The organism is Cyanobacterium sp. (assembly GCF_054166785.1).
Genome location: NZ_JBSZCP010000043.1, coordinates 45,887 through 69,596, shown reverse-complemented (window position 1 = coordinate 69,596; position 23,710 = coordinate 45,887). Strand labels below are relative to the sequence as shown.

General features: G+C 38.1%; 26 protein-coding genes. 18 read left to right on the top strand and 8 right to left on the bottom strand.

Annotated features, from left to right (window positions below):
• Positions 1-20: 20 nt before the first annotated feature.
• Positions 21-344, bottom strand: a complete 324-nt coding sequence (gene trxA / locus ACXITR_RS08985) for a thioredoxin (RefSeq protein ID WP_015222351.1) — start codon at positions 342-344, stop codon at positions 21-23.
• Between the two features lie 299 nt (positions 345-643).
• Positions 644-1,741, bottom strand: a complete 1,098-nt coding sequence (locus ACXITR_RS08980; protein ID WP_457996905.1) for a metallophosphoesterase family protein — start codon at positions 1,739-1,741, stop codon at positions 644-646.
• Between the two features lie 32 nt (positions 1,742-1,773).
• On the opposite strand from ACXITR_RS08980, the gene trmB reads away from it, so the two are divergent.
• The 5 genes from trmB (at position 1,774) to ACXITR_RS08955 (ending at position 7,302) form a co-directional block, all read left to right on the top strand.
• Positions 1,774-2,409 (top strand): tRNA (guanosine(46)-N7)-methyltransferase TrmB, encoded by a 636-nt coding sequence (trmB, locus tag ACXITR_RS08975; RefSeq protein WP_457996889.1) that lies wholly within the window; start codon positions 1,774-1,776, stop codon positions 2,407-2,409.
• Between the two features lie 85 nt (positions 2,410-2,494).
• Positions 2,495-2,977: a crossover junction endodeoxyribonuclease RuvC gene (locus ACXITR_RS08970; RefSeq protein WP_457996888.1), complete on the top strand. Its 483-nt coding sequence runs from the start codon at positions 2,495-2,497 to the stop codon at positions 2,975-2,977.
• A 100-nt stretch (positions 2,978-3,077) separates the two neighbouring features.
• Positions 3,078-4,607, top strand: a complete 1,530-nt coding sequence (gene zwf, locus ACXITR_RS08965) for a glucose-6-phosphate dehydrogenase (protein WP_457996887.1) — start codon at positions 3,078-3,080, stop codon at positions 4,605-4,607.
• A 54-nt stretch (positions 4,608-4,661) separates the two neighbouring features.
• Positions 4,662-6,020, top strand: a complete 1,359-nt coding sequence (opcA, locus tag ACXITR_RS08960; protein ID WP_457996886.1) for a glucose-6-phosphate dehydrogenase assembly protein OpcA — start codon at positions 4,662-4,664, stop codon at positions 6,018-6,020.
• 217 nt (positions 6,021-6,237) lie between these two features.
• The gene (locus ACXITR_RS08955) at positions 6,238-7,302 is read left to right on the top strand and encodes a DNA cytosine methyltransferase (protein ID WP_457996885.1); all 1,065 of its coding nucleotides are present in this window, start codon (positions 6,238-6,240) and stop codon (positions 7,300-7,302) included.
• Positions 7,303-7,393: 91 nt separating this feature from the next.
• On the opposite strand, the gene argC is transcribed toward ACXITR_RS08955, so the two are convergent.
• From argC to ACXITR_RS08935, 4 genes are all read right to left on the bottom strand, one after another.
• Entirely contained in the window at positions 7,394-8,452 is a 1,059-nt protein-coding gene (argC, locus tag ACXITR_RS08950; protein WP_457996884.1) for an N-acetyl-gamma-glutamyl-phosphate reductase, read from the bottom strand.
• Positions 8,453-8,624: 172 nt separating this feature from the next.
• Positions 8,625-9,047 (bottom strand): ferredoxin, encoded by a 423-nt coding sequence (locus ACXITR_RS08945; RefSeq protein ID WP_457996883.1) that lies wholly within the window; start codon positions 9,045-9,047, stop codon positions 8,625-8,627.
• 107 nt (positions 9,048-9,154) lie between these two features.
• On the bottom strand, positions 9,155-9,538 hold the full coding sequence (locus ACXITR_RS08940; protein ID WP_457996882.1) for a DUF1257 domain-containing protein: 384 nt from the start codon (positions 9,536-9,538) through the stop codon (positions 9,155-9,157).
• 57 nt (positions 9,539-9,595) lie between these two features.
• Positions 9,596-9,799, bottom strand: coding sequence for a DUF2997 domain-containing protein (locus tag ACXITR_RS08935; RefSeq protein WP_457996881.1), 204 nt, complete (start codon positions 9,797-9,799; stop codon positions 9,596-9,598).
• 176 nt (positions 9,800-9,975) lie between these two features.
• Here ACXITR_RS08935 and ACXITR_RS08930 point away from each other — a divergent pair, with 176 nt between their 5' ends.
• From ACXITR_RS08930 to ACXITR_RS08905, 6 genes are all read left to right on the top strand, one after another.
• Positions 9,976-11,196, top strand: coding sequence for a GAF domain-containing sensor histidine kinase (locus ACXITR_RS08930; protein WP_457996880.1), 1,221 nt, complete (start codon positions 9,976-9,978; stop codon positions 11,194-11,196).
• A 96-nt stretch (positions 11,197-11,292) separates the two neighbouring features.
• Complete coding sequence (locus ACXITR_RS08925; protein ID WP_457996904.1) at positions 11,293-11,955, top strand: TIGR00266 family protein; 663 nt, start codon at positions 11,293-11,295, stop codon at positions 11,953-11,955.
• Positions 11,956-11,971: 16 nt separating this feature from the next.
• A complete protein-coding gene (locus ACXITR_RS08920) occupies positions 11,972-12,649 on the top strand; it encodes a TIGR00266 family protein (RefSeq protein WP_457996879.1) in 678 nt (225 codons plus the stop codon).
• A 56-nt stretch (positions 12,650-12,705) separates the two neighbouring features.
• Positions 12,706-13,410, top strand: coding sequence for a TIGR00266 family protein (locus ACXITR_RS08915; protein ID WP_457996878.1), 705 nt, complete (start codon positions 12,706-12,708; stop codon positions 13,408-13,410).
• 15 nt (positions 13,411-13,425) lie between these two features.
• On the top strand, positions 13,426-14,238 hold the full coding sequence (locus ACXITR_RS08910; RefSeq protein ID WP_457996877.1) for a M48 family metallopeptidase: 813 nt from the start codon (positions 13,426-13,428) through the stop codon (positions 14,236-14,238).
• A gap of 104 nt (positions 14,239-14,342) precedes the next feature.
• On the top strand, positions 14,343-15,806 hold the full coding sequence (locus ACXITR_RS08905) for a M16 family metallopeptidase (RefSeq protein ID WP_457996876.1): 1,464 nt from the start codon (positions 14,343-14,345) through the stop codon (positions 15,804-15,806).
• Positions 15,807-15,817: 11 nt separating this feature from the next.
• On the opposite strand, the gene ACXITR_RS08900 is transcribed toward ACXITR_RS08905, so the two are convergent.
• Both ACXITR_RS08900 and ACXITR_RS08895 read right to left on the bottom strand, forming a co-directional pair.
• Positions 15,818-16,801, bottom strand: coding sequence for a GntR family transcriptional regulator (locus tag ACXITR_RS08900; RefSeq protein WP_457996875.1), 984 nt, complete (start codon positions 16,799-16,801; stop codon positions 15,818-15,820).
• 111 nt (positions 16,802-16,912) lie between these two features.
• Entirely contained in the window at positions 16,913-17,341 is a 429-nt protein-coding gene (locus ACXITR_RS08895; protein ID WP_457996874.1) for a CAAD domain-containing protein, read from the bottom strand.
• A 376-nt stretch (positions 17,342-17,717) separates the two neighbouring features.
• On the opposite strand from ACXITR_RS08895, the gene lepB reads away from it, so the two are divergent.
• From lepB to ACXITR_RS08860, 7 genes are all read left to right on the top strand, one after another.
• Complete coding sequence (gene lepB / locus ACXITR_RS08890; protein WP_457996873.1) at positions 17,718-18,275, top strand: signal peptidase I; 558 nt, start codon at positions 17,718-17,720, stop codon at positions 18,273-18,275.
• Between the two features lie 139 nt (positions 18,276-18,414).
• A complete protein-coding gene (locus tag ACXITR_RS08885; protein ID WP_457996872.1) occupies positions 18,415-19,341 on the top strand; it encodes a metal ABC transporter solute-binding protein, Zn/Mn family in 927 nt (308 codons plus the stop codon).
• 300 nt (positions 19,342-19,641) lie between these two features.
• Entirely contained in the window at positions 19,642-19,971 is a 330-nt protein-coding gene (locus tag ACXITR_RS08880) for a hypothetical protein (RefSeq protein ID WP_457996871.1), read from the top strand.
• A 191-nt stretch (positions 19,972-20,162) separates the two neighbouring features.
• Positions 20,163-20,594 (top strand): hypothetical protein, encoded by a 432-nt coding sequence (locus tag ACXITR_RS08875; RefSeq protein WP_457996870.1) that lies wholly within the window; start codon positions 20,163-20,165, stop codon positions 20,592-20,594.
• 16 nt (positions 20,595-20,610) lie between these two features.
• A complete protein-coding gene (locus ACXITR_RS08870) occupies positions 20,611-20,943 on the top strand; it encodes a hypothetical protein (protein ID WP_457996869.1) in 333 nt (110 codons plus the stop codon).
• A gap of 30 nt (positions 20,944-20,973) precedes the next feature.
• Positions 20,974-21,459 (top strand): hypothetical protein, encoded by a 486-nt coding sequence (locus ACXITR_RS08865; RefSeq protein WP_457996868.1) that lies wholly within the window; start codon positions 20,974-20,976, stop codon positions 21,457-21,459.
• 76 nt (positions 21,460-21,535) lie between these two features.
• Positions 21,536-23,674, top strand: coding sequence for a DUF4114 domain-containing protein (locus ACXITR_RS08860; RefSeq protein WP_457996867.1), 2,139 nt, complete (start codon positions 21,536-21,538; stop codon positions 23,672-23,674).
• The last annotated feature ends 36 nt before the right edge of the window (positions 23,675-23,710 follow it).

Genomic DNA, 23,710 nt, shown 5'->3' with positions numbered 1-23,710 from the left:
CATTAGGTGAAAACAACAAATTAGATATGTTGTTCGAGAGTCTTTGCTAAACTGGTTTTGGGCACAGCACCAACTAACATATCCTGTTTTTGACCACCTTTAAAAACCATTAAAGTAGGAATACTACGAATACCATATTGACTAGCAATTTGAGGATTTTCGTCAGTATTTAATTTAACTACTTTAACTTTACCTTCGTATTGTTGAGCAATTTCTTCTACCACGGGGGCAACCATACGACATGGACCACACCAAGGAGCCCAGAAATCGACTAAAACAGGTAGTTCGCTATCTAAAACTTCCGCTTTAAAATCTGCTTCTTTTACTTCTGTCACTTCTGACATCTTATTTATTCCTTACTTAAACAATGTGCTTTTTGATTACTATCAGATTTTACCATAACAAATAATTCGCCTCTAACCCTCAATTATTTCCATAATTTTACAATTCTTCCACCTTTTAGCTTATATCTTGATACAACTATTCCGAGGGATGGGTTAAAATAAAGTTGGGTGAAAAGTAATTTTCGCTCACTCCTCACACCATAACCCGCTCTTACAGCGTAGGGGCGGATTCTTTTTGGTTATCTACTACTTTTTTTGCCGTAATTCGACTCTATTTCACCCCACCACTGGTCTAACTCCTAAACTTTAATAATCGTATTATTATCAATAAATTGGGGTTTTCCGTCTATGACATCTACCCCAAAGCGACTAAAATGTTGATTGATGGGGGAGGGTAGTTGGGGATAATTTAACTCACTGTCTCCCTTGGCGATGTCTGCCCAAAAGTATCTCATCACAGGGGCGTATTGACTGGCTTGTTTTTCTTCTAAATTCAGGGGCGCCGAGGTTAATAATTTCATTATAAAGGGAAAAGAGCGATCGCCCATCCACTCCCGACAAAATTGATCATATTTTTCTTTTTCGGGCAAATCCGTTACTTGATAACTATTAATTTTAACCGTATTTATTCCCCCATGATGGCGGTTTAACTCGATGATGCGGTAGGGACTCGGATAGGTAATCAAAGACCCCGTAGTGACTTCATAAATGCCCTTATATTGGCTAATATCTTGGATGTGGAGATGCCCTGTAAAAATTAACTTCACTCCATACCTATCCAAAATATCCAACAACTCGAAAGGATTATCTAACATATACCTACGTCCGAGGGGATGTTTTGACTGTTGGGGTAAATGCTCAATGACGTTATGATGTACCATCAACAATACCTGTTTATCCCCTAACTGCTCGAGGGTTTCTTCTACCCACTGTAATTGAGACGGTTGCAGTAATCCTTGTTGTTGTCCACTTTCATCAAAATGATTAGAATTAAGAGCCACTAACTGAAGATTTGGAGCAATTTCACAGGTATAGTCGAGGGTTTCGGTATAATTTTGATAACCACAATCTTGATAAAAATAAGGAAATTTAGCGTAAGGAATCTGTTTCTCATTACCCTTTAAACTAGGAATATCATGATTGCCCGGAATGACATACACGGGGTAAGGTAAAGAAGCAAGTTTTTCTTGTAACCAGCGGTGATTTTCTGGCTCTCCATCTTGGGTTAAATCCCCTGGTAAAAGCAAAAAATCGAGATCAAGATTGTTTAAATGTGCCAATACAGTGTCAAAGGCTGATATGCTAAATTGGGTCAAATGAAAACGATTCGGTTTGTCTTCGATGGTTTCTGGTAGGGCTATATGTAAATCAGAGGCAACGGCGAAACGAATATTCATGGCATGAGAAATCATAGGAGGATTATATCACGGTGGCTAGAGTCAGAGTTCGTCAACACGTTAACCCATTAAGTAGTAAGTATCAACAATCTCTCTCTTTGCCCGATTGGAATCAAGTCTATTCTAATCTATCTCTTCCCCTTCATCTTGATATTGGCTGTGCTAGGGGGCGTTTTTTGTTGGAAATGGCTCCCCAAAATCCTGATATAAACTTTTTGGGTTTTGAAATTCGAGAGCCTTTGGTGGTGGAGGCAAATCAGTTACGGGATGAGGAAAATTTAACTAATTTACATTACCTTTTTGCTAATATTAATAACTCCTTGGAAGATATTTTAAATTCTTTACCCTCAGATAAAATTGAGTTGGTGATGGTACAATTTCCAGATCCTTGGTTTAAGAAAAAACACCATAAAAGAAGGGTCATTCAACCTGAGACGGTGACTACTTTAGCTAAGTTTTTAAAATCTGGTAGTCGAATTTTCTTGCAATCTGATATAAAAGAAGTAGCCGAGGAAATGTGCGATCGCTTCTTAGCCCATGCAGACTTTAAACCCCTACAACCTGAAATCTGGCTTACAGAAAACCCCATCGGTGTCATGACAGAAAGGGAAATAGCCACTTTAAATAAAGGTGAGCCTGTATATCGTACTATGTTAATCAGAAAATAGATAGAATAAGCTCCCATTGTTGAGATTGTTATTGGTAGTGGCAAAAAGGCGATCTATTTTTTTACTCTAGGGGCGATTAATCATCATGATTTGGCTAGGAATTGATCCGGGGTTAGCGATTATTGGGTGGGCAATATTAGAAGGGGATGACATGATTCGCCCTTCCTTGGTGGACTATGGCATCATTGAAACTAGCAAAAAACAGTCCACGGGGGAAAGGTTACAGGAAATAGAAACTGATTTTAATGATTTATTTCACGAGTTTAAGCCGAATCGTGTAGCCATAGAAATGCCTTTTTTTAGTCGTCAGATAAAGGCAGCGGGGGGAGTTTTACAGGCTTTAGGAGTTATTCATCTTGTCTGTCACCGAGAAGGAAACATTAACCCCATATTTTTACATCAATCGAGCTGGAAAGCTCATCTAGTTCATGGTAGAGCCACAAAAGAAGAAGTGGCAGAGGCTTTACAAAGTATTTTTGAATTAGATTCTTTGCCCATTGATGATAGTGTAGATGCGATCGCCATTGGTTATGCTGCTTATTGTGGACTCAAAAACCAAATCAAATAACCAAAAAAGTAATTTACAAAACTTTACATAGTTCAACAAATTGACTCACATTCAAAGAGAGAAACTAGAATGTAGGTGGTTGTTCAAGGACAAAAGCATCATGGTTACACTACAAGAAAACCCTTTAAGAGCGGGTTTAAAACAAGCTAAGACTCCAGAGCCTCTTATTCTGACAATTTTTGGGGCTTCAGGAGACTTGACCCAAAGAAAATTAGTTCCAGCTCTGTATCAGTTAAAAAAAGAGGGTAGGTTGCCCGGAGAAATGACCATTGTAGGAGTTGCTAGACGGGAATGGAGTCATGATTATTTCCGTGAGCAAATGAGACAAGGTATCGAAGAATTTTCCGATGGCATTGCCAATGAAGAATTATGGAATGATTTTGCCGAGGGTTTATACTATTGTCCTGGCAATATGGATGAGCCTGAAAGCTATGATAAGCTAAAAGACTTTCTGGAGGAGTTAGACGGAAAAAGAGGAACTAGGGGAAATCGAGTATTTTATCTTGCCGTATCTCCCCAATTTTTTCCCCCCGCCATCAAACAATTAGGCGCCGCAGGGATGTTAGATGATCCCTTAAAACATCGTTTAGTCATCGAAAAACCCTTCGGGAAAGACTTGAGTAGCGCCCAAGTATTAAACCGCATCGTACAAAAAGTTTGTCGAGAAGAACAAGTCTATCGCATCGATCATTATCTTGGTAAAGAAACAGTACAAAATTTGATGGTGTTTAGGTTTGCTAATGCCATTTTTGAGCCGTTATGGAATCGTAATTATGTAGATAATATTCAAATTACCGTAGCCGAAACCGTCGGGGTAGAAGAAAGGGCGGGGTATTATGAATCGGCGGGGGCGTTGCGAGATATGGTACAAAACCATCTTTTACAGTTATTTTGCCTTACGGCCATGGAAGCACCCAATGGTATTAACGCCGATAGTATTAGGGGTGAAAAGGTCAAAGTTTTACAGTCAACTCGGTTAGCGGACATTAAAAACTTAGAAAAAAGTGCAATTCGAGGACAATACACCCCCGGATGGATGAAGGGAAAACCTGTACCGGGTTATCGAGAAGAAAATGGAGTAAATCCAGACTCCACCACCCCTACCTTTGTGGCACTTAAGTTGATGATCGATAATTGGCGTTGGCAAGGAGTACCTTTTTATCTACGCACGGGCAAAAGATTGCCCAAAAAGGTTTCAGAAATTGCCATCCAATTCAAGGACGTACCTTTAACTATTTTTCCTTCGGCGGCTCACCAAACGAACCCCAACATTTTGGCCATGAGGATTCAACCTAATGAGGGGATTTCCCTGCGGTTTGAAGCAAAAGTACCGGGGGCAGAGTTGCGGACTCGTACGGTGGATATGGACTTTAGCTATGGTTCATCTTTTGGGGTAGCCACCACGGATGCTTATCATCGTCTTTTGTTGGATTGTATGTTGGGGGATCAAACTTTGTTTACCCGTGCGGATGAGGTGGAGGAGGCTTGGCGTATTGTTACCCCTGCCCTCGCTGCGTGGGATGCTCCTTCTGCTCCTGATTCTGTGCCTCTTTATGAAGCTGGTACATGGCAACCTGCGGAGGCGGAGTTTTTACTGAACCGTGATGGTAGAAGATGGCGCCGTTTGTAGGAAGATTAATTTTTTTGTTTTTCGATGATCAATTATTATTAGCAATTATTCGTTATGACTACCACTCCTTTAGTTTCTTTACAAGCACCGAAAGACGTTGATCTGGATTATATTGACAGTGAGTTAAGGCAAATTTGGCAGACTTACACGGGCAATAGTGAAGGGTTGGCGGCCACTAGGGCTTCTACGTTTAGTTTTTTGGTTTATGAGCCTGAGCAGACACAACCTCTCTTAGCGGCTTTGGGTTTTTATACCGGTCCTGTGGATGGCATTGCGGGGCCTCGCACTACTTCGGCAATCAAGGCGGCTCAAAAAGAGTATGGCTTTGAGATAACGGGGGTTTCCAATGCTGATTTATTGGCACGGTTACAGCAGGAATATCAGACCATTGAGGAGGAGGGTACTGTTAATTTACGGGATCAATCTATTCTCAAGCAGTATTCTCCCGATGTGGAGGGGGCTGGAATGGCAGATGCGATCGCCTCGGTGAACCCTTGCCGAATTATAACTTTATGCCCTACCACAGGGGAAGATAGGGGGGTGAAGGCTCAGGTATCTGCCTATTGTCCTATTAATAAACGTTCTGCCAATAGCTTAATTTGTTGTGAATATATCAGCGTTACGGGGGTTTCTTCTGCCCTCGAGCGCATTGGGGGGGTAATCTCCGAGTTGATGATTCCTGATTTACCTAAATATGTTTGGTGGAAGGCTGGGATTGATACAGATTATGGTTTATTTCAAAGATTACGGTCAGAGTGCGATCGGCTCATAATTGACTCTAGCACCTTTGTAGAACCCACCGCCGAACTAGAACGCATCGCCCAGTTTGTAGCCCAAGATACCCCCATCATCGACCTCAACTGGGCTAGAATTGCCCCATGGCAAGAACTTACCGCCGAAGCCTTCGATCCTCCCGAGCGCCGTAGTGCCATCTGGGAAGTGGATGAAGTAACCGTGGACTACGAAAAAGGCAATAAAACCCAAGCCCTCATGTATTTAGGTTGGTTAGCCAGTCGTCTCAATTGGCAACCCGTAGCCTACAGCAACGAAACAGGGGATTATGACATTACCAAAATTAAGTTTATCAGCCCTGAAGGTAAAGAAATTAATACCGAACTAGCAGGGGTGCCTCTAGCAGACTGGGGCGACATTTTAGGGGATTTAATCAGCTTAAAATTGAGTTCTACTAACCTACAAGCCGATTGCTGTACCGTATTATGCTCAAATACCACGGGTTGTATGCGTATGGAAGCAGGGGGCGGCGCCCAAGCCTGTCGCATTCAACAGGTAACATCTTTAGCGGATCAAGATACCGAACACCTCTTAAGTAAACAGTTACAGGCAGGGGGCAAAGACACACTCTATGGAGAAAGTATGGATCTCACTGCTCAAATTTTAGCTTTGAGGAATTAAAAGCAAGTTAGGCAAGGGGCTTAAACCCCTTATTACACCAAGTCTGACTTATGAAATATACTTTTATTTATTGTCTTTGGCAATGGGCTTAAGCCCATTGTTTGTTTTATCACTATACTTTTCTTTAAGGATCCATTACTTTACCTTACCTTTTGGAGAATAGATACCTAACACCTTTCAAAGACTAAAATATTATCCCAAAACGCTAGTTACTTGGATGAACACAACTAAAAACTTAAAATTTGTAGATTTATTTGCAGGAATCGGTGGTTTTCACCAAGCCTTAAAATATTATCAAAGCCATTGTGTTTTTGCTTCAGAATGGGATAAATATTCTCAAGAAATATACCTCAAAAATTATGGTATTTTACCAGAAGGAGACATTACCAAAATACCTGAGTCAACTATTCCTAGCCATGATATTTTGTGCGCTGGTTTCCCTTGTCAAGCCTTCAGTATCTCAGGAAAGCAGTTAGGTTTTAATGATACTAGGGGAACTTTGTTTTTTGATGTAGCCCGAATAGTTAAATATCATCAACCAAAGTTTATTCTTTTAGAAAATGTTAAAAATTTTGCACGACATGATAATGGTAATACCTTACAAATAGTTGTCAATACCCTTGATGAAATAGGTTATAAAGTTTACTATCAAGTTTTAAATGCTTCCGATTTTGGAGTACCTCAAAAAAGAGAAAGAATTTATATAGTTTGTTTTAGAAAAGATTTAGAAATTGATAATTTTATTTTTCCTAATGGTTTTAATAAGCCTACAAAATTATTAGATGTTTGTTTAGATGATGAAGAAATAAAAGATTTTATTATTAATAGAAAAGATATACAATTTAAAGAGAATATCCATATTGTTCCAGATCTTTTGGGTAATTATCCTCAAAAACCTATTAGAATAGGTACGGTAAATAAAGGAGGACAAGGAGAAAGGATTTATCACCAAAACGGTCATGCCATTACCTTATCTGCTTATGGTGGAGGGGTTGGTGCGAAAACAGGTTTATATCTAATTAACAATAAAGTTAGAAAATTAGCTCCTAGGGAGTGTGCCAGAATAATGGGTTTTCCTGATAGTTTTATAATCCATGAAAAGAAAAATATTGCCTATAAACAATTTGGAAATGGTGTAGTAGTTAACGTTATTAAAGCAATTATTGCAGAAATTTTAAGGGTTTATAACACTGGATCCGTAGAAAAAAATATACAAATAAAAGGAACAATGGACTTAAGACTATTGCTAAAAATAATAGATAAAAGTACGGTTCATAAATAGTAAATATTTAGCACCCATTACTCAACAAGGGGCTTAAGCCCCTTGCCTATACTTATTTTCATTACAAACTTAAATTACCCAGCGATTTGTTTTAAGGATAAAAAGCCAGTTTTGGTAAGCCCAAATCCTCTGCCCAACCCATCATTAGATTTAAACATTGCACCGCTTGTCCCGATTGTCCTTTGATCATATTATCAATGGCGGACATAACAATAACTCTACCCGTGCGAGGATCAACTTCAATGCCGATATAGCCTAAGTTCGTGCCACAAGCCCATTTAGTTTGAGGATAAGTGCCATTGGGTAAGACTTTGACGAAGGGGGAGGAACGATAAAAAGCATTATAGATGGTGATTAAATCCTCCGTAACTAACCCTGGATCTCGTAGAGTGGCGTAAACGGTGGAAAGAATACCCCGAACCATGGGAATTAGATGGGGGGTAAATTGCACTTTAACTTCACTACGGGCTAAGTCTGAGCAAATTTGTTCTATTTCAGGGGTATGTCTATGTTTCCCGACTCCATAAGCCCCCAAAGAGTTATCCGCTTCTGCCAACAAAAGATTGATTTTTCCTTGTCTTCCGCCCCCAGAGGTCCCAGATTTAGCATCAATGATGATGGTTTCAGGTAGTATCAATCCTTGCTTAATGAGGGGAGAGAGGGCGAGTAAACTGGCGGTGGGATAACATCCCGGGCAACCGATGAGGGAACTATTTTTGATTTGATCTCGGTATAATTCTGGTAAACCATAAACAGCACTAGAGGCGATCGCACCGTCATCCCGCTCTGTTTTATACCATGCCGTATAAGTATCAAGACTGGTAAAACGATAATCCGCCGATAAATCCAACACCTTACAACCCTTCTCCACTAAAGTGGGGGCAAACTTACAAGCCAAACCATTAGGCAACCCTAAAAATACCACCTGACAACGGGAAGCTATCTCATCCAAATCAATAGCCTCAACCTTATTTTTAATCAAATGACCTAAATGGGGATACAAATCAGCATAATCTTTTCCAGCACTACTATCCCCTCCCAAATAAACAATCTCCACCTCAGGATGTTCTGATAACAGTTTAATTAACTGCACTCCACCATAACCAGAAGCACCCACAATTCCCACAGCAACTTTTTGCGACTCAGTCATAATCTTTATGATTCAATGTATAATTCCCGCTTTTGCAGAATTTTAGTACGAAAACAGCACTTTTTAACGGCAATTTTCTTCAAATCATGACCAAATAGATTCTGTAAAGCTAAAGATAGACAATACAAAGTTTTTTACAATTATGAGATAGATTTTTTTTGCCCATGACCTCTTACCCCTTATTCTTATTTTTGTTCTTACTTTTTTTCGGATAAAACACTTGGGGATAACCAAGGGGGCGCACCTCCTGATTTTTTCTTTCCGCTTCCTTTTCCCTCACCTCCGTATAATCTAACCAGTGAATACAATCCACAGGGCAAGTATCCATAGCCTCCTGCACAATATCCTCCTCATCCCCATTTTGGTTATAAACCCGGGAGCGTCCAAAATTATCTTCTATATAAAAAGTATTAGGGGCAACATGGACACAATTTTTACAACCAATACAAGTTACCTCATCCACATAAACCCCCTTTTGACGAACATCACCCCCCAACTCAGGCTCAAAACCACTCCTTTGCGGGTTATCACGCCAAACGCCCCCCAACTCAGGCTCAAAACCAGTGTTTTCCGAAATATTCCGTTCATCAAACATAAAAAACCTCATCAAAGACAACAACAACCCACCACAAAAACCCAACCTATAAAAAAATAGTGGGCAATAATCCTTGTTATCACCCACCACCGCCGTAAGATAAAATACTAACTCCAGCGTTGTACCACTAGACGAATAGAGCCATCCTCATTTTTTTGTTGCTCAGTCACAGCGAACCCTTGTTGGCTAGACTCAGTCAAAACAGTATGTAAAGCATAATTTTGAGTCACACGCTGTAAAAACCCATCAACAGTCCAAGGCTGTTGCCAGTATTGTAAATCAGCGACTAACTCGTAGTGTTGACCATTCCAGCTAAAACCAATATCATAATTGTTTTCTTGTTCAATGACGAGATCAGCTTGGCTAGTTTGCCCCTGATAACCACGAACCTGAGAAGGGCCTTCCTTCCAGTCAATTTTAAGGTCTTCAAGAGCAGATTTGAGAGAAGTTAGATTGCGAATTTGAGTCTTGATGCTACTGAAATGTGACATAAACTTATCCTGATACAATAAATAAAGGTTCGGAAAATGAGATTTATATATAAAAGTTTACCAATTTTGATTCTGAATTTGATTCTCAGACTCTAATTTTTGGCTGTAATAGTCCGATGTTTTTTGAGTTGAAACCACAACTCCTAACTGTTGTTCGATCGCCCTTGTTACCTCCTCACAAGACTTTCCAACAATTCCAGTCACCGTTTCTTTTACCCTACCATCAGGATAAATAATAAATTCTAAAGTTTCCATGGCCATAGGCATTTATCCTCGCTATATTCAAAAAATTCTCAGAAATGCTACTAAAATTACCAGTAACCTCATTAACCATGATAGTCAAATTAAAAATTATTGCGTAATGCAAAGTTAATGAAAATTTCAGAGGCAATAAAATTAAAATTAGGAAAAGAAAATCATTTCACAATGATGAAATCATGAAAATTGCCCCTAAACCAGATAATGAACAAGAGCGTATTAACGCCCTCCTCGCCTATGACATCCTAGATACAGAATTTGAAGAAATCTATGATGAACTAGCAGAGTTAGCCTCCTCCATTTGTCAAACTCCCATCGCCCTTATCAGCCTAATCGATGAAAAAAGACAATGGTTTAAGTCCAAAGTGGGATTAGATGCCAGAGAAACGGATCGAGATATTGCCTTTTGTAGCCATGCTATCCTACAACAAGATAAGGTTCTAATCGTCGAAGATGCCACCAAAGATGAACGGTTTGCCGATAATCCTTTAGTATTAAAAAATCCCTCCATTCGTTTTTATGCAGGAGCGCCCCTTATTACCCCCAATGGTTTTGCCCTAGGTACCCTATGCGCCATTGATACCAAACCAAAAAGTTTAACCCCTGAGCAGGAAAAAGCATTACAAATTTTGGCAAAGCAAGTGATGAGCCAATTAGAGCTTCGCTTATCTTTTAAAAAGTTACAAAATTATTCCAAAGAGTTAAGACAAATTAACGCTAGTAAAGATCGCTTTTTTTCCATTATCGCCCATGATTTAAAATCTCCCTTCAATGCCATGTTAGGATTTGCCAGTATTTTAAATGAGGATGCCGATGAGTTACCCCCAGAGGAGATAAAGGAAATTAGTTCTGATATTTTCAACACAGGAAAAGCTACTTTAAAATTGTTGAATAATCTTTTGCAATGGTCAATGTTAGAAACGGGTAATCTATCTTGGCGCCCAAAAAGGCTCCTTCTTTGGGAAGTGGTGCAAGGTGTCCTCGATTTACTCTATGGCACAGCTTTGCACAAAAAAATTGCTTTAGTGAATGAAATTAGCTCAGAAATAAATGTATATGGTGATTTAATGATGTTGGAGTCGGTGCTTCAAAATATCGTTAACAATGCCATTAAGTTTAGTCATATGGGGGATAAAATTACCGTTTCTTGCACCCAAGAAGACAATGATTTAATACGTATTATCATCACCGATACAGGGGTTGGCATGACTCAAGAGCAAATGAATCGGTTATTTGAGATGGAATACAGCGCCAGTAAAGTGGGTACGGAGGGAGAAAAAGGCACAGGGTTAGGATTATTGTTGTGTAAGGAGTTTGTCCATAAAAATGGTGGCTCTATCAAAGTAATGTCTGAATTAAATAAAGGGTCACAATTTAGTTTTACCATTCCTAAAATTTAATTATATGTATTACAAAAAGTTTTGTGATGTAGCATGATCTCTGCGCTCGAAAATAAATTAACTTTAATAGCAAAGTTAGAGAAGAGTGATAATTTTGTGGAGTGTAGTATTCGTTACCGTCCTGCCTTTGCAACTATTTTTGTGACCTTGCAACCGAGGGAAAAGATTACCGCAGAAGCTGGGGCGATGGTTAGTATGGATGGGGGAATTACGATGAAAACTGAGTTTTCTGGGGGTTTTTTTCCTGCTTTGATGCGTAAATTTTTTGGCGGAGAATCATTATTTGTTAATGTTTTTCAAAATAATACCAATAGGCCCCAGACGGTAATTCTTTCTCAACCCATGATTGGAGATATTGAACATAAAAAATTAAGCTCTAAGCCTTTTTGCATGCAACCGGGGGCTTATATTGCCCATACCCCAGGAGCAAAAATGGGGGTGCGGTGGGCTGGTTTTGCCAGTTGGTTTGCTGGGGAGGGTTTATTTAAGTTGCAATTTACGGGTAAGGGGCAGGTGTTATTTGGTTGTTATGGGGGTTTGACTCCAAAGGAGGTAAATGGGGAGTTTATTGTGGACAATACCCATTTGGTTGCCTATGAGGGGGATATAAAGATGAATGTAGCTTTGTCGGGTAATTTACTTTCTTCCATGACTTCTGGGGAGGGTTTTGTTAATAAGATTACGGGTAGGGGGACAATTTATCTTCAGTCTCGTAGTGTTTCTGGTTTTGTGGGTTTTTTACGTCCTAAAGTTCGTTAATTTTTAACCTTTTTTTATGAATATTGAAGTATTACAACAGCCTGACAGTGCGATCGCCAAGGTAACCATGGATGCCCAAGAAGAATTACTTGCTGAAGCGGGAAGCATGATTGCCATGAGTGATTTTATCAACGTTAGCACCACCCTAAGACAGGGCAAAGGGGGCGGAATCCTCGGTGGTTTAAAAAGGATGATGGCAGGGGAATCTCTATTTTTGAGCGTTTTTCGTTGCTACCAACCCCATGGGGAAATTTATCTGGCCCCCCATCTGATGGGAGATATATTGGTTTATGAAATGACAGGAAATGAATTAGTGGTGCAGTCTGGCTCTTATTTAGCCTGTGCCTCTGGGGTTGACCTTGATTTGGGGTTTCAGGGTTTTAAATCACTGTTTTCAGGGGAGTCTTTATTTTGGCTAAGAATTAGCGGTTATGGGCCAGTTATCCTCACCTCTTTTGGGGGAATTTATGAAATTGATGTGGATGGAGAATATGTTGTGGATACGGGGCATATCGTTGCCTTTGAGAAAACTTTAGATTTTAAAATCACCAAAGCTAGTTCTAGTTTACTCGGTTCATTTTTAGGGGGAGAGGGGTTAGTTTGTCGTTTCTATGGCAAGGGAAAGCTATATTGTCAAACCCATAGCCCTCTTACTTTAGGAAAAACCATTGGCACTCAATTACCCCCAAGATAGGTAATTATTTATTAGGTTGCAGTACAGCAAAAACATTCACCAAAAATAAGAAAAATATGTTGAATAAATCGGAAATAAATTATCGCATTGAACATAATCCTGCCTATGCTTTTTTAATTCTCACCCTACAGGCAAATCAGATGGTAATGGTAGAAGCAGGGGCGATGGCGGCGATGGATTCTTGCATAAAAATGCAGTCAAAAATGAGGGGGGGATTAGGTAAAAGTTTTAGTCGCATGTTGGGGGGTGAGTCTTTATTTTTAAGTGAATTTACCGCCCAAAATAAACAAGGGGAATTATATTTGTCTCCGGGAGTGCCGGGGGATATTGGGCATTATTTATTGACAGGAAATAATGCTTTAATGATACAGTCATCGGATTTTGTGGCTTGTGCTTCTACGGTGGAAATTGATTCTCAGTTTCAGGGTTTTAAGGGTTTTTTTAGTGGAGAATCTTTATTTTTGTTACGGGCGACAGGACAGGGGGATGTGTGGTTTAGTTCCTATGGTGCTATTTTGGAGATAGATGTGAGGGGAAGTTATGTGGTGGATACGGGCTACATTGTGGCTTTTGAAGATACCCTTAATTATAGTGTGGAGATGATAGGAGGTTTATCTTTTAAGGGTTTACGGACGGGAATATTAGGGGGTGAGGGATTGGTATGTCGTTTTAGTGGCAGTGGTAAGTTATGGATACAGTCTCGTAATCTTTATCCTTTGATGAATTTTCTTAATCCTTTCCGCCCTGTAAAGAGTGATTAATTAATATACTTTGTTATGCCTTATTATTCTCCCATAAGCGATCGCACCGTAGAACCAAAAAAAAGACAATTACTTATTTTATTAATAGTTTTTGGGAGTATTATTACTCTAGTTCTATATAGTTTATTTGCCATAACTAATAATTTAGTTAATTTTATTCCTATTTCTGTAGAAGAAAGAATAGGCTCATTAATAGTTCCTAATTTTGAGAAAAAAAGCTCATCAAATAATACCCAAAAACAGCTAAATTTGTTGTTAGATAATATAGAAAAAAAACTACCTAAAGATAGCCCCGAAAACAGAGATTATCAAATTCTTTACATTGCAGAGGATGTGGTAAATGCGATCGCCCTTCCGGGCAATACCATCGTTATTTATCAAGGACTATTAGAACAAGTCGAATCAGAAAATGAATTAGTAATGATTCTTAGCCACGAAATCGGACATTTTGCTAATCGAGATCATCTCAGAAGTATTGGTAATATTATCTTAATAAAACTAACTATAAATTATTTTCTAGGAGGATTTGAAATTGTGCAATCAGGGGCAGATTTAACTAACTTAGTAGTCAATGCTCAATATAGTCAAACCCAAGAAAAAAAAGCTGACATATTTGGCATTAATTTACTATATCAATATTATGGTCACGTAAATGGAGCAACAGACTTTTTTAAACGTTTAAGCAAAGAAGAAAACGCTCCTAAATTTACACAATTTTTATCTAGTCATCCTTTACCAAAAAAAAGAATTAAAAATTTAGAACAATTAATAAAAAAAAATAATTATCCCCTCAAAGAGAAAAAAGTCCTCGCTATTGATGTTGACTAAAATATAATACAAAAAATAAATTAAGGCAAGGGGTTTAAATTCTTTATTCAATAAAAGTTAAAATAGAATCCGCTAATAATTACTACTATTACGCACCTATTAAAATGAATAAAATAAAAAAATCCTTTCAGTGGTTAGCCATCGGACTTGTCACCATTACCCTAACAATTATTAGTCGTAATGTAGTCATGGCACAACCCGTCAGTCATTATGCAGACTTAGAATATCCCCCCCTAGCCGAAGTTGAACTACCAAAATACGATCGCCTAGAATTAGATAATGGCATGGTAGTATATTTAATGGAAGATCATCGCCTTCCCCTCATTACAGGTAGTGCTATTCTAAGGACAGGGGATAGATTCGAGCCTAAAGATAAAGTAGGATTAGCTACCCTCACAGGGGATTTACTGCGCACAGGAGGCACCGGCAACCATAGCAAAAATGAAATTGATAGTATCCTCGAGCAAAAAGCTGCCTCCATCGAGACATCCATCAGCACCAACTCAGGCAGTGCAAGTTTCAACACCCTTAGTTATGATTTGGAGGAAGTTTTTCCTCTATTTGCAGAGATACTAAGAAATCCCGCCTTTGAGCAAAACTTTTTAGACTTCGAGAAAAACAATTTTAGAGGTGCTATCTCTCGCCGTAATGATAACCCGGGGAATATAGTACAAAGGGAGTTTCGGAAACTGATTTATGGGGATGATAGTCCTTTTGCCCGTACCATAGAGTATAGTACCTTGGAAAACATCTCTAGGGAGGACGTAGTTAATTTTTATCAACAGCATATTCGCCCAGAGAGTATTATTCTCGGTATTGTAGGGGATTTTGAACCAGAAAAGATAAAAAGCCTCATCAGCCAAAACTTCGGAGACTGGCAAGTTAATACCCCTAAACCAAATCATGATATTGCTACGCCCACCCAGTTAACCTCTTCTGGATTATATTTAATTGATCAACCTCAGTTAACCCAGAGTAATATTTTGTTAGGACATATTGGCGGTAGATTAGATGACCCCAATTACCCCACTCTAACGGTCATTAACGGTGTTTTAAATGGGTTTGGGGGTAGATTACATAATGAGGTGCGATCGCGCCAAGGACTAGCTTATTCAGTGTATGGGTTATGGAGAGCAAATTATGACCATCCAGGACTGTTTTTAGCAGGGGGACAAACTAACACCGAAAGCAGTGGACAATTTATCGAAGCTGTCAAAGGGGAGATAGAAAAACTACGCACTCAACCCATTAGCCAAGAAGACTTGGACTATGCCAAAAATTCTATCCTTAACTCCTTCGTCTTTCAATTTCAAACCCCCAATCAAATTCTTTCCCGTATTATGACCTATGAATATTACGGCTATCCCCAAGATTTTATTTTTAACTATCAAAAAGCCGTTACCAACACCACCGCCCAACAAGTATTTGAATCAGCCCAAAACTATCTACAACCAGATAAGTTTGTCACCCTAGTGGTAGGAAATGGTCGTCAAGTTACACAAAGTTTAACTCCATTAAGTCAAGAAATTCAAACCGTTGATATAACTATTCCTCAACCTAGTAGTTAATGTTTGAGCGCCTACGCAATGCCTAATTCTTGTTTTAATAGTTGAATAGACTTTTCCCCAATATAGTTGTCACTACAAATTAATTTGGGAGGGCGTATTAAGTCTTCCCGTAGTGCGACAATCATCTTTTTCACCGCAACATAACTATGATTATCGGAGATAATGGTGTGGGCGCGACTAACTAAATTTTTGAGGCGACGACTATCATGGGCTAGGGCGATAATGGTTTGAACTTCATTGCCCCGTAAACTTTGTACCATCATTTCTGCAACCCTTAAAATACCCGTGCTAAGGCTAACAATGCCTAAACAACTATCTGGGGGTAGCTGTTTGATGATTTTTAATTCCTTGGCATAGTCACATATGTCGATGGGAATCACTCGGATGGATTTTTGAGAGATAATTTCTAATACTTGAGAAACAAAATATCGGCTGGTAACGACGGTGGCGGAGGTTTGTTGATGGATGACTTTGCTTAATTCTTCTAGGGGTATGAGTTGAATGGGCATCAGGAGGGCTTGTTGTAACTCTAGGGCGATGAGTTTTCCTGCTCCCATATCCGCAGAGGGTACGGTGACTAATACAAGGGCATTACAACTAAGTCGCCAATCAATTTCCCCTAAAAATAGTTCTTTTATTTGATTGAGGTTTAGCCCAGAAAGAATTAGTTGATCTATATTGTGGCTAATGGTTTTTTGAATTTCTGAGTATTTGGTGGGAAGGGTATTATTTTTTTCGATGATGCCTTCGTTTCCTTGGGCTTTGACGTAAATTCCTGAACCCGCAAGGGATTCTACTAGACCTACTTTTTCTAGTTTTTGATAAACTTTGCTGATGGTGTTGCGGTGTAATCCTGTTATTTGTCCTAGTTGACGGGTGCTAGGGAGTCGGTGGCCGGGGGGATATTGCCTAGATGCGATCGCAAATTGGATTTGATCAAATAATTGTTGGGAGGGGGAAACATCACTATCGGAGTGAATTTGAAAGTAAACCATAACATTGGCTCTGATGTTAAGGGGTAAAAAGTTGCCAGAAAAAACGGGTTAGGCAAAAAAATAATCGATTAATATTCAATCATTATAGTCGCGCTAACCCAATCTGGAGATCTATTTGCCACCCAAGATTTGTTTTTTCAAACCATTAAATTCAGCAAATAATTCCTCACGGGTGGAGGCTTTGAGTAAATAGCGAGTGGTAAACCATGCGGTGTAACCTAATCCCACTAACTCAAGAATAGATGCAAGTAAAGGAATATTTCCAATGGCATCTAATACCGAAAGAGTGATATAAACGGTGATTGCTGCGGTAACAATTAAACCTAAAGTGGTTAAAGGTTGTTTGTACTCTCCGAAGAAGTTGCCCAATTGCTCTGGTACTCCCGATAAAAAGTCCACGGCAACGTCAACCCATTCTTGCCAAGGTTGCTCTGCCTCGGAAACTGGCTTACTTGCACTGATGATACCACCCATTTCGTTATCTACTTTATCCATCGTTTCCGCTGTTTTTGACTCTGTATCTTTAAATTGAGATTCCATAATAATAATTCTCCCTGATTTTTATTTAAATGAAAAATGTTACAGTCAGAATAACCCAATTATTAAATTTACTGACTTTTGCTCATATTATCAAACACTTTTACCAATTTTTGCTGAATTTCTTCTGAATGATTTATGATTTTACCTTGTAAATGGGTCAAAACTCACAATCAAGAAGGGATAATTAGTTTGTTGGGGGTCGAGTGTTTGTTTTTTTGTCAAAACTCTATTAATAATAAACTATTAGTTCATTTTTTATTTATTAGGTCAATTATTTATTCCCAATCTTTAATACTTTACTAGGTTTGGCGGATTATTTTTATTTTTTTAGTTTCTTTGAAGTTAATCTTAATAACTGTTTACAAATCACATTTTTATGACTAAATCATCCCCTGAAACAGCTTCTATCAAAAAACAACAAATTAAGGAAAACTCTCTCATTATTTTGGTAGGTTTAATCATGGCGATCGCCATTAGAATATTTATCGCAGAACCCCGTTACATTCCTTCTGAATCCATGATACCTACTTTGGACACGGGCGATCGCATCGTAGTAGAAAAAGTATCCTACAAATTTACCAGCCCAAAACCCCAAGACATCGTTGTATTCACCCCCCCACCCCAACTACAAATCCTCGGATACGAACCCAGCCAAGCCTTCATTAAACGCATCATCGCCACCGCAGGAGACACCCTCGAAGTCCGAGATGGACAAATATATATTAACAACATTCCCCAACAAGAAAACTACATCTTAGAAGCCCCTAACTATAGCCTAGAACCAATCGTCATCCCCGAAGGAAGTTTATTTGTCATGGGAGACAACCGCAACAACAGCAACGATTCTCACCTCTGGGGATTTTTACCCCAAGACTACGTTATCGGTAGGGCAGTTTTTCGCTTTTATCCCTTGGACAATATTGGCAAAATTTGAGAACCAAAAATTTTCACAATCTCCCCATTAAAGCAACCCCACAGAGGCAAAAGCCTCTCTTTTTTTATGCTCAACAAGCAATTATGAAAAGATTATGATAAGCTATGAAAATATAATTATGAAAAGATTATGATAAATTATGCTCAAAAGAATAGCTAAAGTTAAATTAATTGTATTAACCCTTTTTACCATCACCGCCTGTGGCACCAATGAAGTAATCAATAATCAAAACTCAGCAGATGAAAGGCTAAATGTAGTCAGTACCACCACTATTATTGCCAACCTTACCGAAGAAATAGGGGGAGACAAGATCAACCATAGGGGAATTTTACCACGGGGGGCAGATCCCCACGTATATGAGCCTGTACCCCAAGATAATATAACCCTTGAAAATGCAGATTTGATATTTTATAATGGCTACGATTTAGAACCTAACTTAATTCGACTCATCAACTCATCAGGAACAAATGCTCAAAAATTGGCCGTGGGGGAATTAGTACCAGCCCTAGATTTTGAAGAAGAAGGTCAAATGGTTCCAGATCCCCATGTATGGGGTAATGTGGAAAATGTAATGATGATGGTGGAAGGTATCAGAGAAAAATTAGTGGAGTTGAAGCCAGAAGGGGAAGAAGTTTTTAATCAAAATGCGCAAAACTTAACCCAAGAATTAGAAGAGTTACACATCTGGATACAAGAACAAATTGAGACAATTCCCCCCTCCCAAAGACTTTTGATTACTACCCATGATGCTTTCCAATACTATGGAGTAGCTTATGGTTTAGAAATACCCGGTACCCTCATCGGTGTTAGTACAGAAGAGCAACCCAGCGCCCAAACGGTGCGAAATTTGGTAGAAACCATTAGGACTACTGGGGTAAGAGCTATCTTTGCCGAAACAACCATTAATCCCACTCTCATTGAAACCGTTGCCCAAGAGGCAGGCATTGAGGTGGCACCTACCGAGCTTTATTCCGATTCCCTCGGCGCAGAAAATACCCCCGCTGGTACTTATATTGGTATGATGAGGGTTAATACCCAAACCATTGTTAATGCTCTGACTAATTAAGAGGAGCTGTATTTCTTCATTTTTGAGCCAAGGCTTTGTATTTTACTTACTTCCCCTTTCTTTTTTTTGTCTTTAATATTCAAATAAGCTGGATTAGTCTTTGAGGGCGATCGCTCTTAAAGACTAGAATAAAACGTGAAAAACATATTGAAATAAAATTTAAATAAACTATCAAAAAAGCTAAATATTGAGTAATATTTATTTTTGTCAAGAATAGTAAAAAATAGTCCTAAAAAGTAGATCTAAAAATAAGTAAAACTTACCATAGTAGAATAAAGAATAAAATTGGAGTTCAAGCCAATGAAAAAAATATTATTGGTATCTGGTCTTGCTCTTGTTACTGCCTTTAGTATCTCAACTCCTCGAGTTGTTGCCCAAGGAGATGATGGCGTTGTTATGGAATCAGAAATGGTTTCTGTTATAACTGGGGATGGTAACGTTACAACTCAAAGAGTCAATCTTACTAACCGTAGAGTAAGATATTTCGATACAGAGGGAAGCGACGGTACAGTAATGCGTAGCTATGTTGAATGTGACGTAATGGGTAACAACAACGTATGTGCTCAATATAAAGTAATGGAGAACAGAAATATAAGAATAGGAAGACCTGTTAGACCATCCAGACGTTAAACAGTTTTAAAAAATATTTTCTTCCCACCATAGTCCTAACTTATTATCTCCAAAAGCTAATACTAACCACTCAACAAAAAAATTAATGAAACTTAGCTTTTTATTTTTCTAATAGGTTTAGGACTAATATTTGTACAGTCCCATAACACTAATCTATCTACTGTTTTTACAGTTAATGAGGACAACCTATTATGGAAATTAATAATCTCAAAATCTGGGGCATTCCCTTTCTCATAACGGGAATAGCAGCCTTTTTTATACCACCAGCCATTGCCGAGCCTCTTTCACCGGGAAACATCATCATTGCTCCTACAGTCTGCGTTAACACGACAGGGGGAACTTGCCAAAGTGGCTCTATCATTGTCGATGACGGAACATGCAAAAGAAATGTTGTCGTTCAACCCACATCCATGAGCATCACGGGAAACAGAAGAACAGATGCAAGAGCGGCTCAAATAGTCCAAATTGGTGGTTGTATTCCTGACGGTACAAGGTCAACTGCCACCGTTATTGCAAATCCTCAAGTTATGGTATCACCAACCCAACCCCGACAGCCAAGACCCCCTAGAAGCCCTGATACGGTTAATCCCTATGACATGATGCCTAACAATATGCCTCGTTAAGGAGGAAAAAAAGATCATGAACACACAAAACATCTCTATACTAGCAACCATTAGCTTTGGGTTTATGTGCTTAAGTGCTAACGCTCAAGTAAATCTTCATTCCGGCACTAGCCAAGTGAAAATCTCTGGAAATGGAGCCATGAAAATTGTCACCCCCAACACAGTGATTAACTTTGGAGAAGATAGCTTATCCAGTACCCAGACACAATCTAATAATGATGATGGTGATAGGTATATAAGAAGAAGTCGTTTTTCTGATTCTTATTACACCAGTACGGAATCTAACATCATTAGGATTAGGGGTTCTAATCAAAGGGTTGAACAAAGAATTTTTTCTGGTTCTCAATAACAAAAAACTTGAAAAAAGGATCAGAATATTATGATTACCACAAAATTCGACAGAACAATAAAACTACTAACCATAAAAATTCTTGTGGGGGGATGTTTTGTATGTACGGCACTAACCGCTAAGGCAGAAATGGTAGTGAGTAGAAAAGATGGTTTCCTTGTAACTCAGAATACAGTAGTTCAACAAATACAAGAAGACTATATAAATATAAGATTAAGAGACTTAAATGCAACAAATAGTCTCATCATTTCAAAAGTAAGTAACCTAAATCAAGGAAACTTAACGGGTGAAATTCACATAAATGGCACGAAAATTCAAAACTTAACAGGTAATAGAACAAATATAAATCTATCTCCCCATTTACGCAGGGGAGTCAACAGAATTGAAGTCAGAGGACAATATCATCCTCAGAATTCTAGTATAAAAATTGAATTATCTAGTGCTTCCACATCCATTAGCCAAACCACTGGGGGAGGCGGCAATATTAATTACAACTTAACCATTGATGTAAGGTAAAGCGTTTATATCATTCGGCAAAATAACTGTTTTTATATTTTAAAGTAATTTTTTTTGAAAATAAATTAATATATTTATGGCTTTATCTCCCCAAGGAATTCCTCAATTAATTATTCAAGAAGTTGATATTCGTGATGGTATTAATAATATTATTGACCAAGTTATCAACCAAAATATTATTATTTATGTTCTAAAAATTCCCAGCCTTGAGAATATTAGAGGACTACAAGGTTTTATTAAAACTGATGTAGGAGAAAATAATCAGGTAAACCAGAATACCAGTCAAATAATGGGAAATATTCCCTTATTTCCAGGGGTTTATAGCTCGGCTACTTTGCTTGATAGCGATGTTGAGAATATTTCATTAGATTTTCAGAAGTTTATCAATCAAGATGATATCTTACAAACTGTTCAATGGGAAAATCAACGAGCATTGGTAACGGGGGAAAATAATACTGTTAATTTATCCTCAGAACAAATTATCTATGATCTTTCTTGGTATGAAAACTTAAGGATAAATAATAATTATTTTGATGGTCAAAGTTTTACTTTTAATGATGATTTTTTAAAGAATTTAGGAGGTAATTTTTTATATGATAGTATTCAAGTTGCTATCCAAGATTTAGTAATTGATGGAAATGAAAATAACATTTTTCAAAATATAAATCAAACCGTATCGACTTTCCTTTTTGTGGAAGAAGATTTTATTTTTGAAGAAAAAGACTTTAAGGATTTAGCTCCCATTCAGTTTTCTTTTCAAGAAAGTTTCATTGATTCTAAAAATAATTCTATTAATCAAAATATAGATCAAATAATTAAATTTAACTTTAGTTTTGCTGATTTTAGTTTACCTATTTTTAGTCAGTCGCAAGGGTTAGAAATTACAAACCCTAATTTTGACCTTGATAACTTTATTTTGCCTATCATTGACAATATCGTTCCAGATTCTGATTTCTTTCAAAATCATGAAGTATTTGCTAACAATAGAAGTTTAGTTTTAAGCGATATATTCGGTAATGAAAATATTGATACACAATCTAGCAGTCAAATTCTTTTACTTACTGCTAATGGCATCGCGCCCATAGAAGAAGATGAGAGTAATATCTTTATTCCCTTGAGTCCTTTTTTTAGTGAGCTTCAAAATTTAGTGTTAGGAGAGAATCAAGAAGAAATTAATAGAGATAGTATTAGTAATTTATTTAATCAAGTTTTTAACAGTTTTTTTGAGCGTAATAATCCTAATATTTTTATTGATGATAACGGTGTATTTTTTGTTTCTAATGTTCCTGATGGTTTATTACAGTTTCGATTGTTTAATAAACCGATGAAAGTAAGAGAATTTGGATTCATTGCGGTGGATGATGCTATGGGTGTCATTGATGGAATCAATCCTAATGAGGAAAGTTATCGGGAAAAAGCACTGGAAAGAAAAATTACAGTTTTTGATGGACAAGATTCCGCGGATGTGGGCGCATTAACTACTCAATTGGCAAGGGATAGTTTTTCTGTGGCCAATGTTTTGGAAGCAGGAGACATGAGCTTTTTTGGGGCATTGAATAGCGTTTCTTTGGATAATGGTTATTACACTATCTATGTTGCACAAGAGGATGATATTAGTTTTGGGGTTGATGTACCTCCTACGGTGGTGAGTGAGGGAAAAAATTATCATCAAATTTCTTGGGATGATTTGGTGGTAGAGTTTTCTGCTAATACCCTTGTTACTCCCGGTATTTTTAATCAACCGACAAGGGTTAATATCACTCGCGGAGGAGATTTTAAAAACACGGTAGCTTTATTTAGGGTAGATAGTTTTGATGGTGGTATTGATGTAAATGGCGATTCATTAATTAATGTTCGTCCTGGGGATGTTGATTATGCCAGAATCGCTCTAGAAAGGGCTAAGGATGATTTAACTGGTATTGTGTTAAATACTCCTGATGCTATTTTTAGCACTATCTCTCAGGAAATTGAATTAGAGGAGAATACTACCTATGGATTTGTTATTATTCCGAATGCCACCATTGATGATGTATTGACTCTTAACCCTAGTAATGATTTTTCTGATGTGGTGGGTTTATTTTCTTTTGCTTCGTCTAATCCGGGAGGAGTTAGTCATATGGCAAAATTAGGTAGTAATTTATTTGCTTTTGAGGATATGGTGGGGGGTGGAGATTTAGACTATAATGATGTGATCTTGGAGTTTATTTTTGCTTAATCAAGCATCAGCATTTTTGATTTAATAAATCTCTTG

Excerpts from the sequence above, each read along its gene's own strand:
- trxA (WP_015222351.1), bottom strand. The coding sequence starts at position 344 with ATGTCAGAAGTGACAGAAGTAAAAGAAGCAGATTTTAAAGCGGAAGTT.
- ACXITR_RS08980 (WP_457996905.1), bottom strand. The coding sequence starts at position 1,741 with ATGAATATTCGTTTCGCCGTTGCCTCTGATTTACATATAGCCCTACCA.
- ACXITR_RS08970 (WP_457996888.1), top strand. The coding sequence starts at position 2,495 with ATGATTTGGCTAGGAATTGATCCGGGGTTAGCGATTATTGGGTGGGCA.
- zwf (WP_457996887.1), top strand. The coding sequence starts at position 3,078 with ATGGTTACACTACAAGAAAACCCTTTAAGAGCGGGTTTAAAACAAGCT.
- opcA (WP_457996886.1), top strand. The coding sequence starts at position 4,662 with ATGACTACCACTCCTTTAGTTTCTTTACAAGCACCGAAAGACGTTGAT.
- ACXITR_RS08955 (WP_457996885.1), top strand. The coding sequence starts at position 6,238 with ATGAACACAACTAAAAACTTAAAATTTGTAGATTTATTTGCAGGAATC.
- argC (WP_457996884.1), bottom strand. The coding sequence starts at position 8,452 with ATGACTGAGTCGCAAAAAGTTGCTGTGGGAATTGTGGGTGCTTCTGGT.
- ACXITR_RS08945 (WP_457996883.1), bottom strand. The coding sequence starts at position 9,047 with ATGTTTGATGAACGGAATATTTCGGAAAACACTGGTTTTGAGCCTGAG.
- ACXITR_RS08940 (WP_457996882.1), bottom strand. The coding sequence starts at position 9,538 with ATGTCACATTTCAGTAGCATCAAGACTCAAATTCGCAATCTAACTTCT.
- ACXITR_RS08935 (WP_457996881.1), bottom strand. The coding sequence starts at position 9,799 with ATGGCCATGGAAACTTTAGAATTTATTATTTATCCTGATGGTAGGGTA.
- ACXITR_RS08930 (WP_457996880.1), top strand. The coding sequence starts at position 9,976 with ATGAAAATTGCCCCTAAACCAGATAATGAACAAGAGCGTATTAACGCC.
- ACXITR_RS08920 (WP_457996879.1), top strand. The coding sequence starts at position 11,972 with ATGAATATTGAAGTATTACAACAGCCTGACAGTGCGATCGCCAAGGTA.
- ACXITR_RS08915 (WP_457996878.1), top strand. The coding sequence starts at position 12,706 with ATGTTGAATAAATCGGAAATAAATTATCGCATTGAACATAATCCTGCC.
- ACXITR_RS08910 (WP_457996877.1), top strand. The coding sequence starts at position 13,426 with ATGCCTTATTATTCTCCCATAAGCGATCGCACCGTAGAACCAAAAAAA.
- ACXITR_RS08905 (WP_457996876.1), top strand. The coding sequence starts at position 14,343 with ATGAATAAAATAAAAAAATCCTTTCAGTGGTTAGCCATCGGACTTGTC.
- ACXITR_RS08900 (WP_457996875.1), bottom strand. The coding sequence starts at position 16,801 with ATGGTTTACTTTCAAATTCACTCCGATAGTGATGTTTCCCCCTCCCAA.
- ACXITR_RS08895 (WP_457996874.1), bottom strand. The coding sequence starts at position 17,341 with ATGGAATCTCAATTTAAAGATACAGAGTCAAAAACAGCGGAAACGATG.
- lepB (WP_457996873.1), top strand. The coding sequence starts at position 17,718 with ATGACTAAATCATCCCCTGAAACAGCTTCTATCAAAAAACAACAAATT.
- ACXITR_RS08885 (WP_457996872.1), top strand. The coding sequence starts at position 18,415 with ATGCTCAAAAGAATAGCTAAAGTTAAATTAATTGTATTAACCCTTTTT.
- ACXITR_RS08880 (WP_457996871.1), top strand. The coding sequence starts at position 19,642 with ATGAAAAAAATATTATTGGTATCTGGTCTTGCTCTTGTTACTGCCTTT.
- ACXITR_RS08875 (WP_457996870.1), top strand. The coding sequence starts at position 20,163 with ATGGAAATTAATAATCTCAAAATCTGGGGCATTCCCTTTCTCATAACG.
- ACXITR_RS08870 (WP_457996869.1), top strand. The coding sequence starts at position 20,611 with ATGAACACACAAAACATCTCTATACTAGCAACCATTAGCTTTGGGTTT.
- ACXITR_RS08865 (WP_457996868.1), top strand. The coding sequence starts at position 20,974 with ATGATTACCACAAAATTCGACAGAACAATAAAACTACTAACCATAAAA.
- ACXITR_RS08860 (WP_457996867.1), top strand. The coding sequence starts at position 21,536 with ATGGCTTTATCTCCCCAAGGAATTCCTCAATTAATTATTCAAGAAGTT.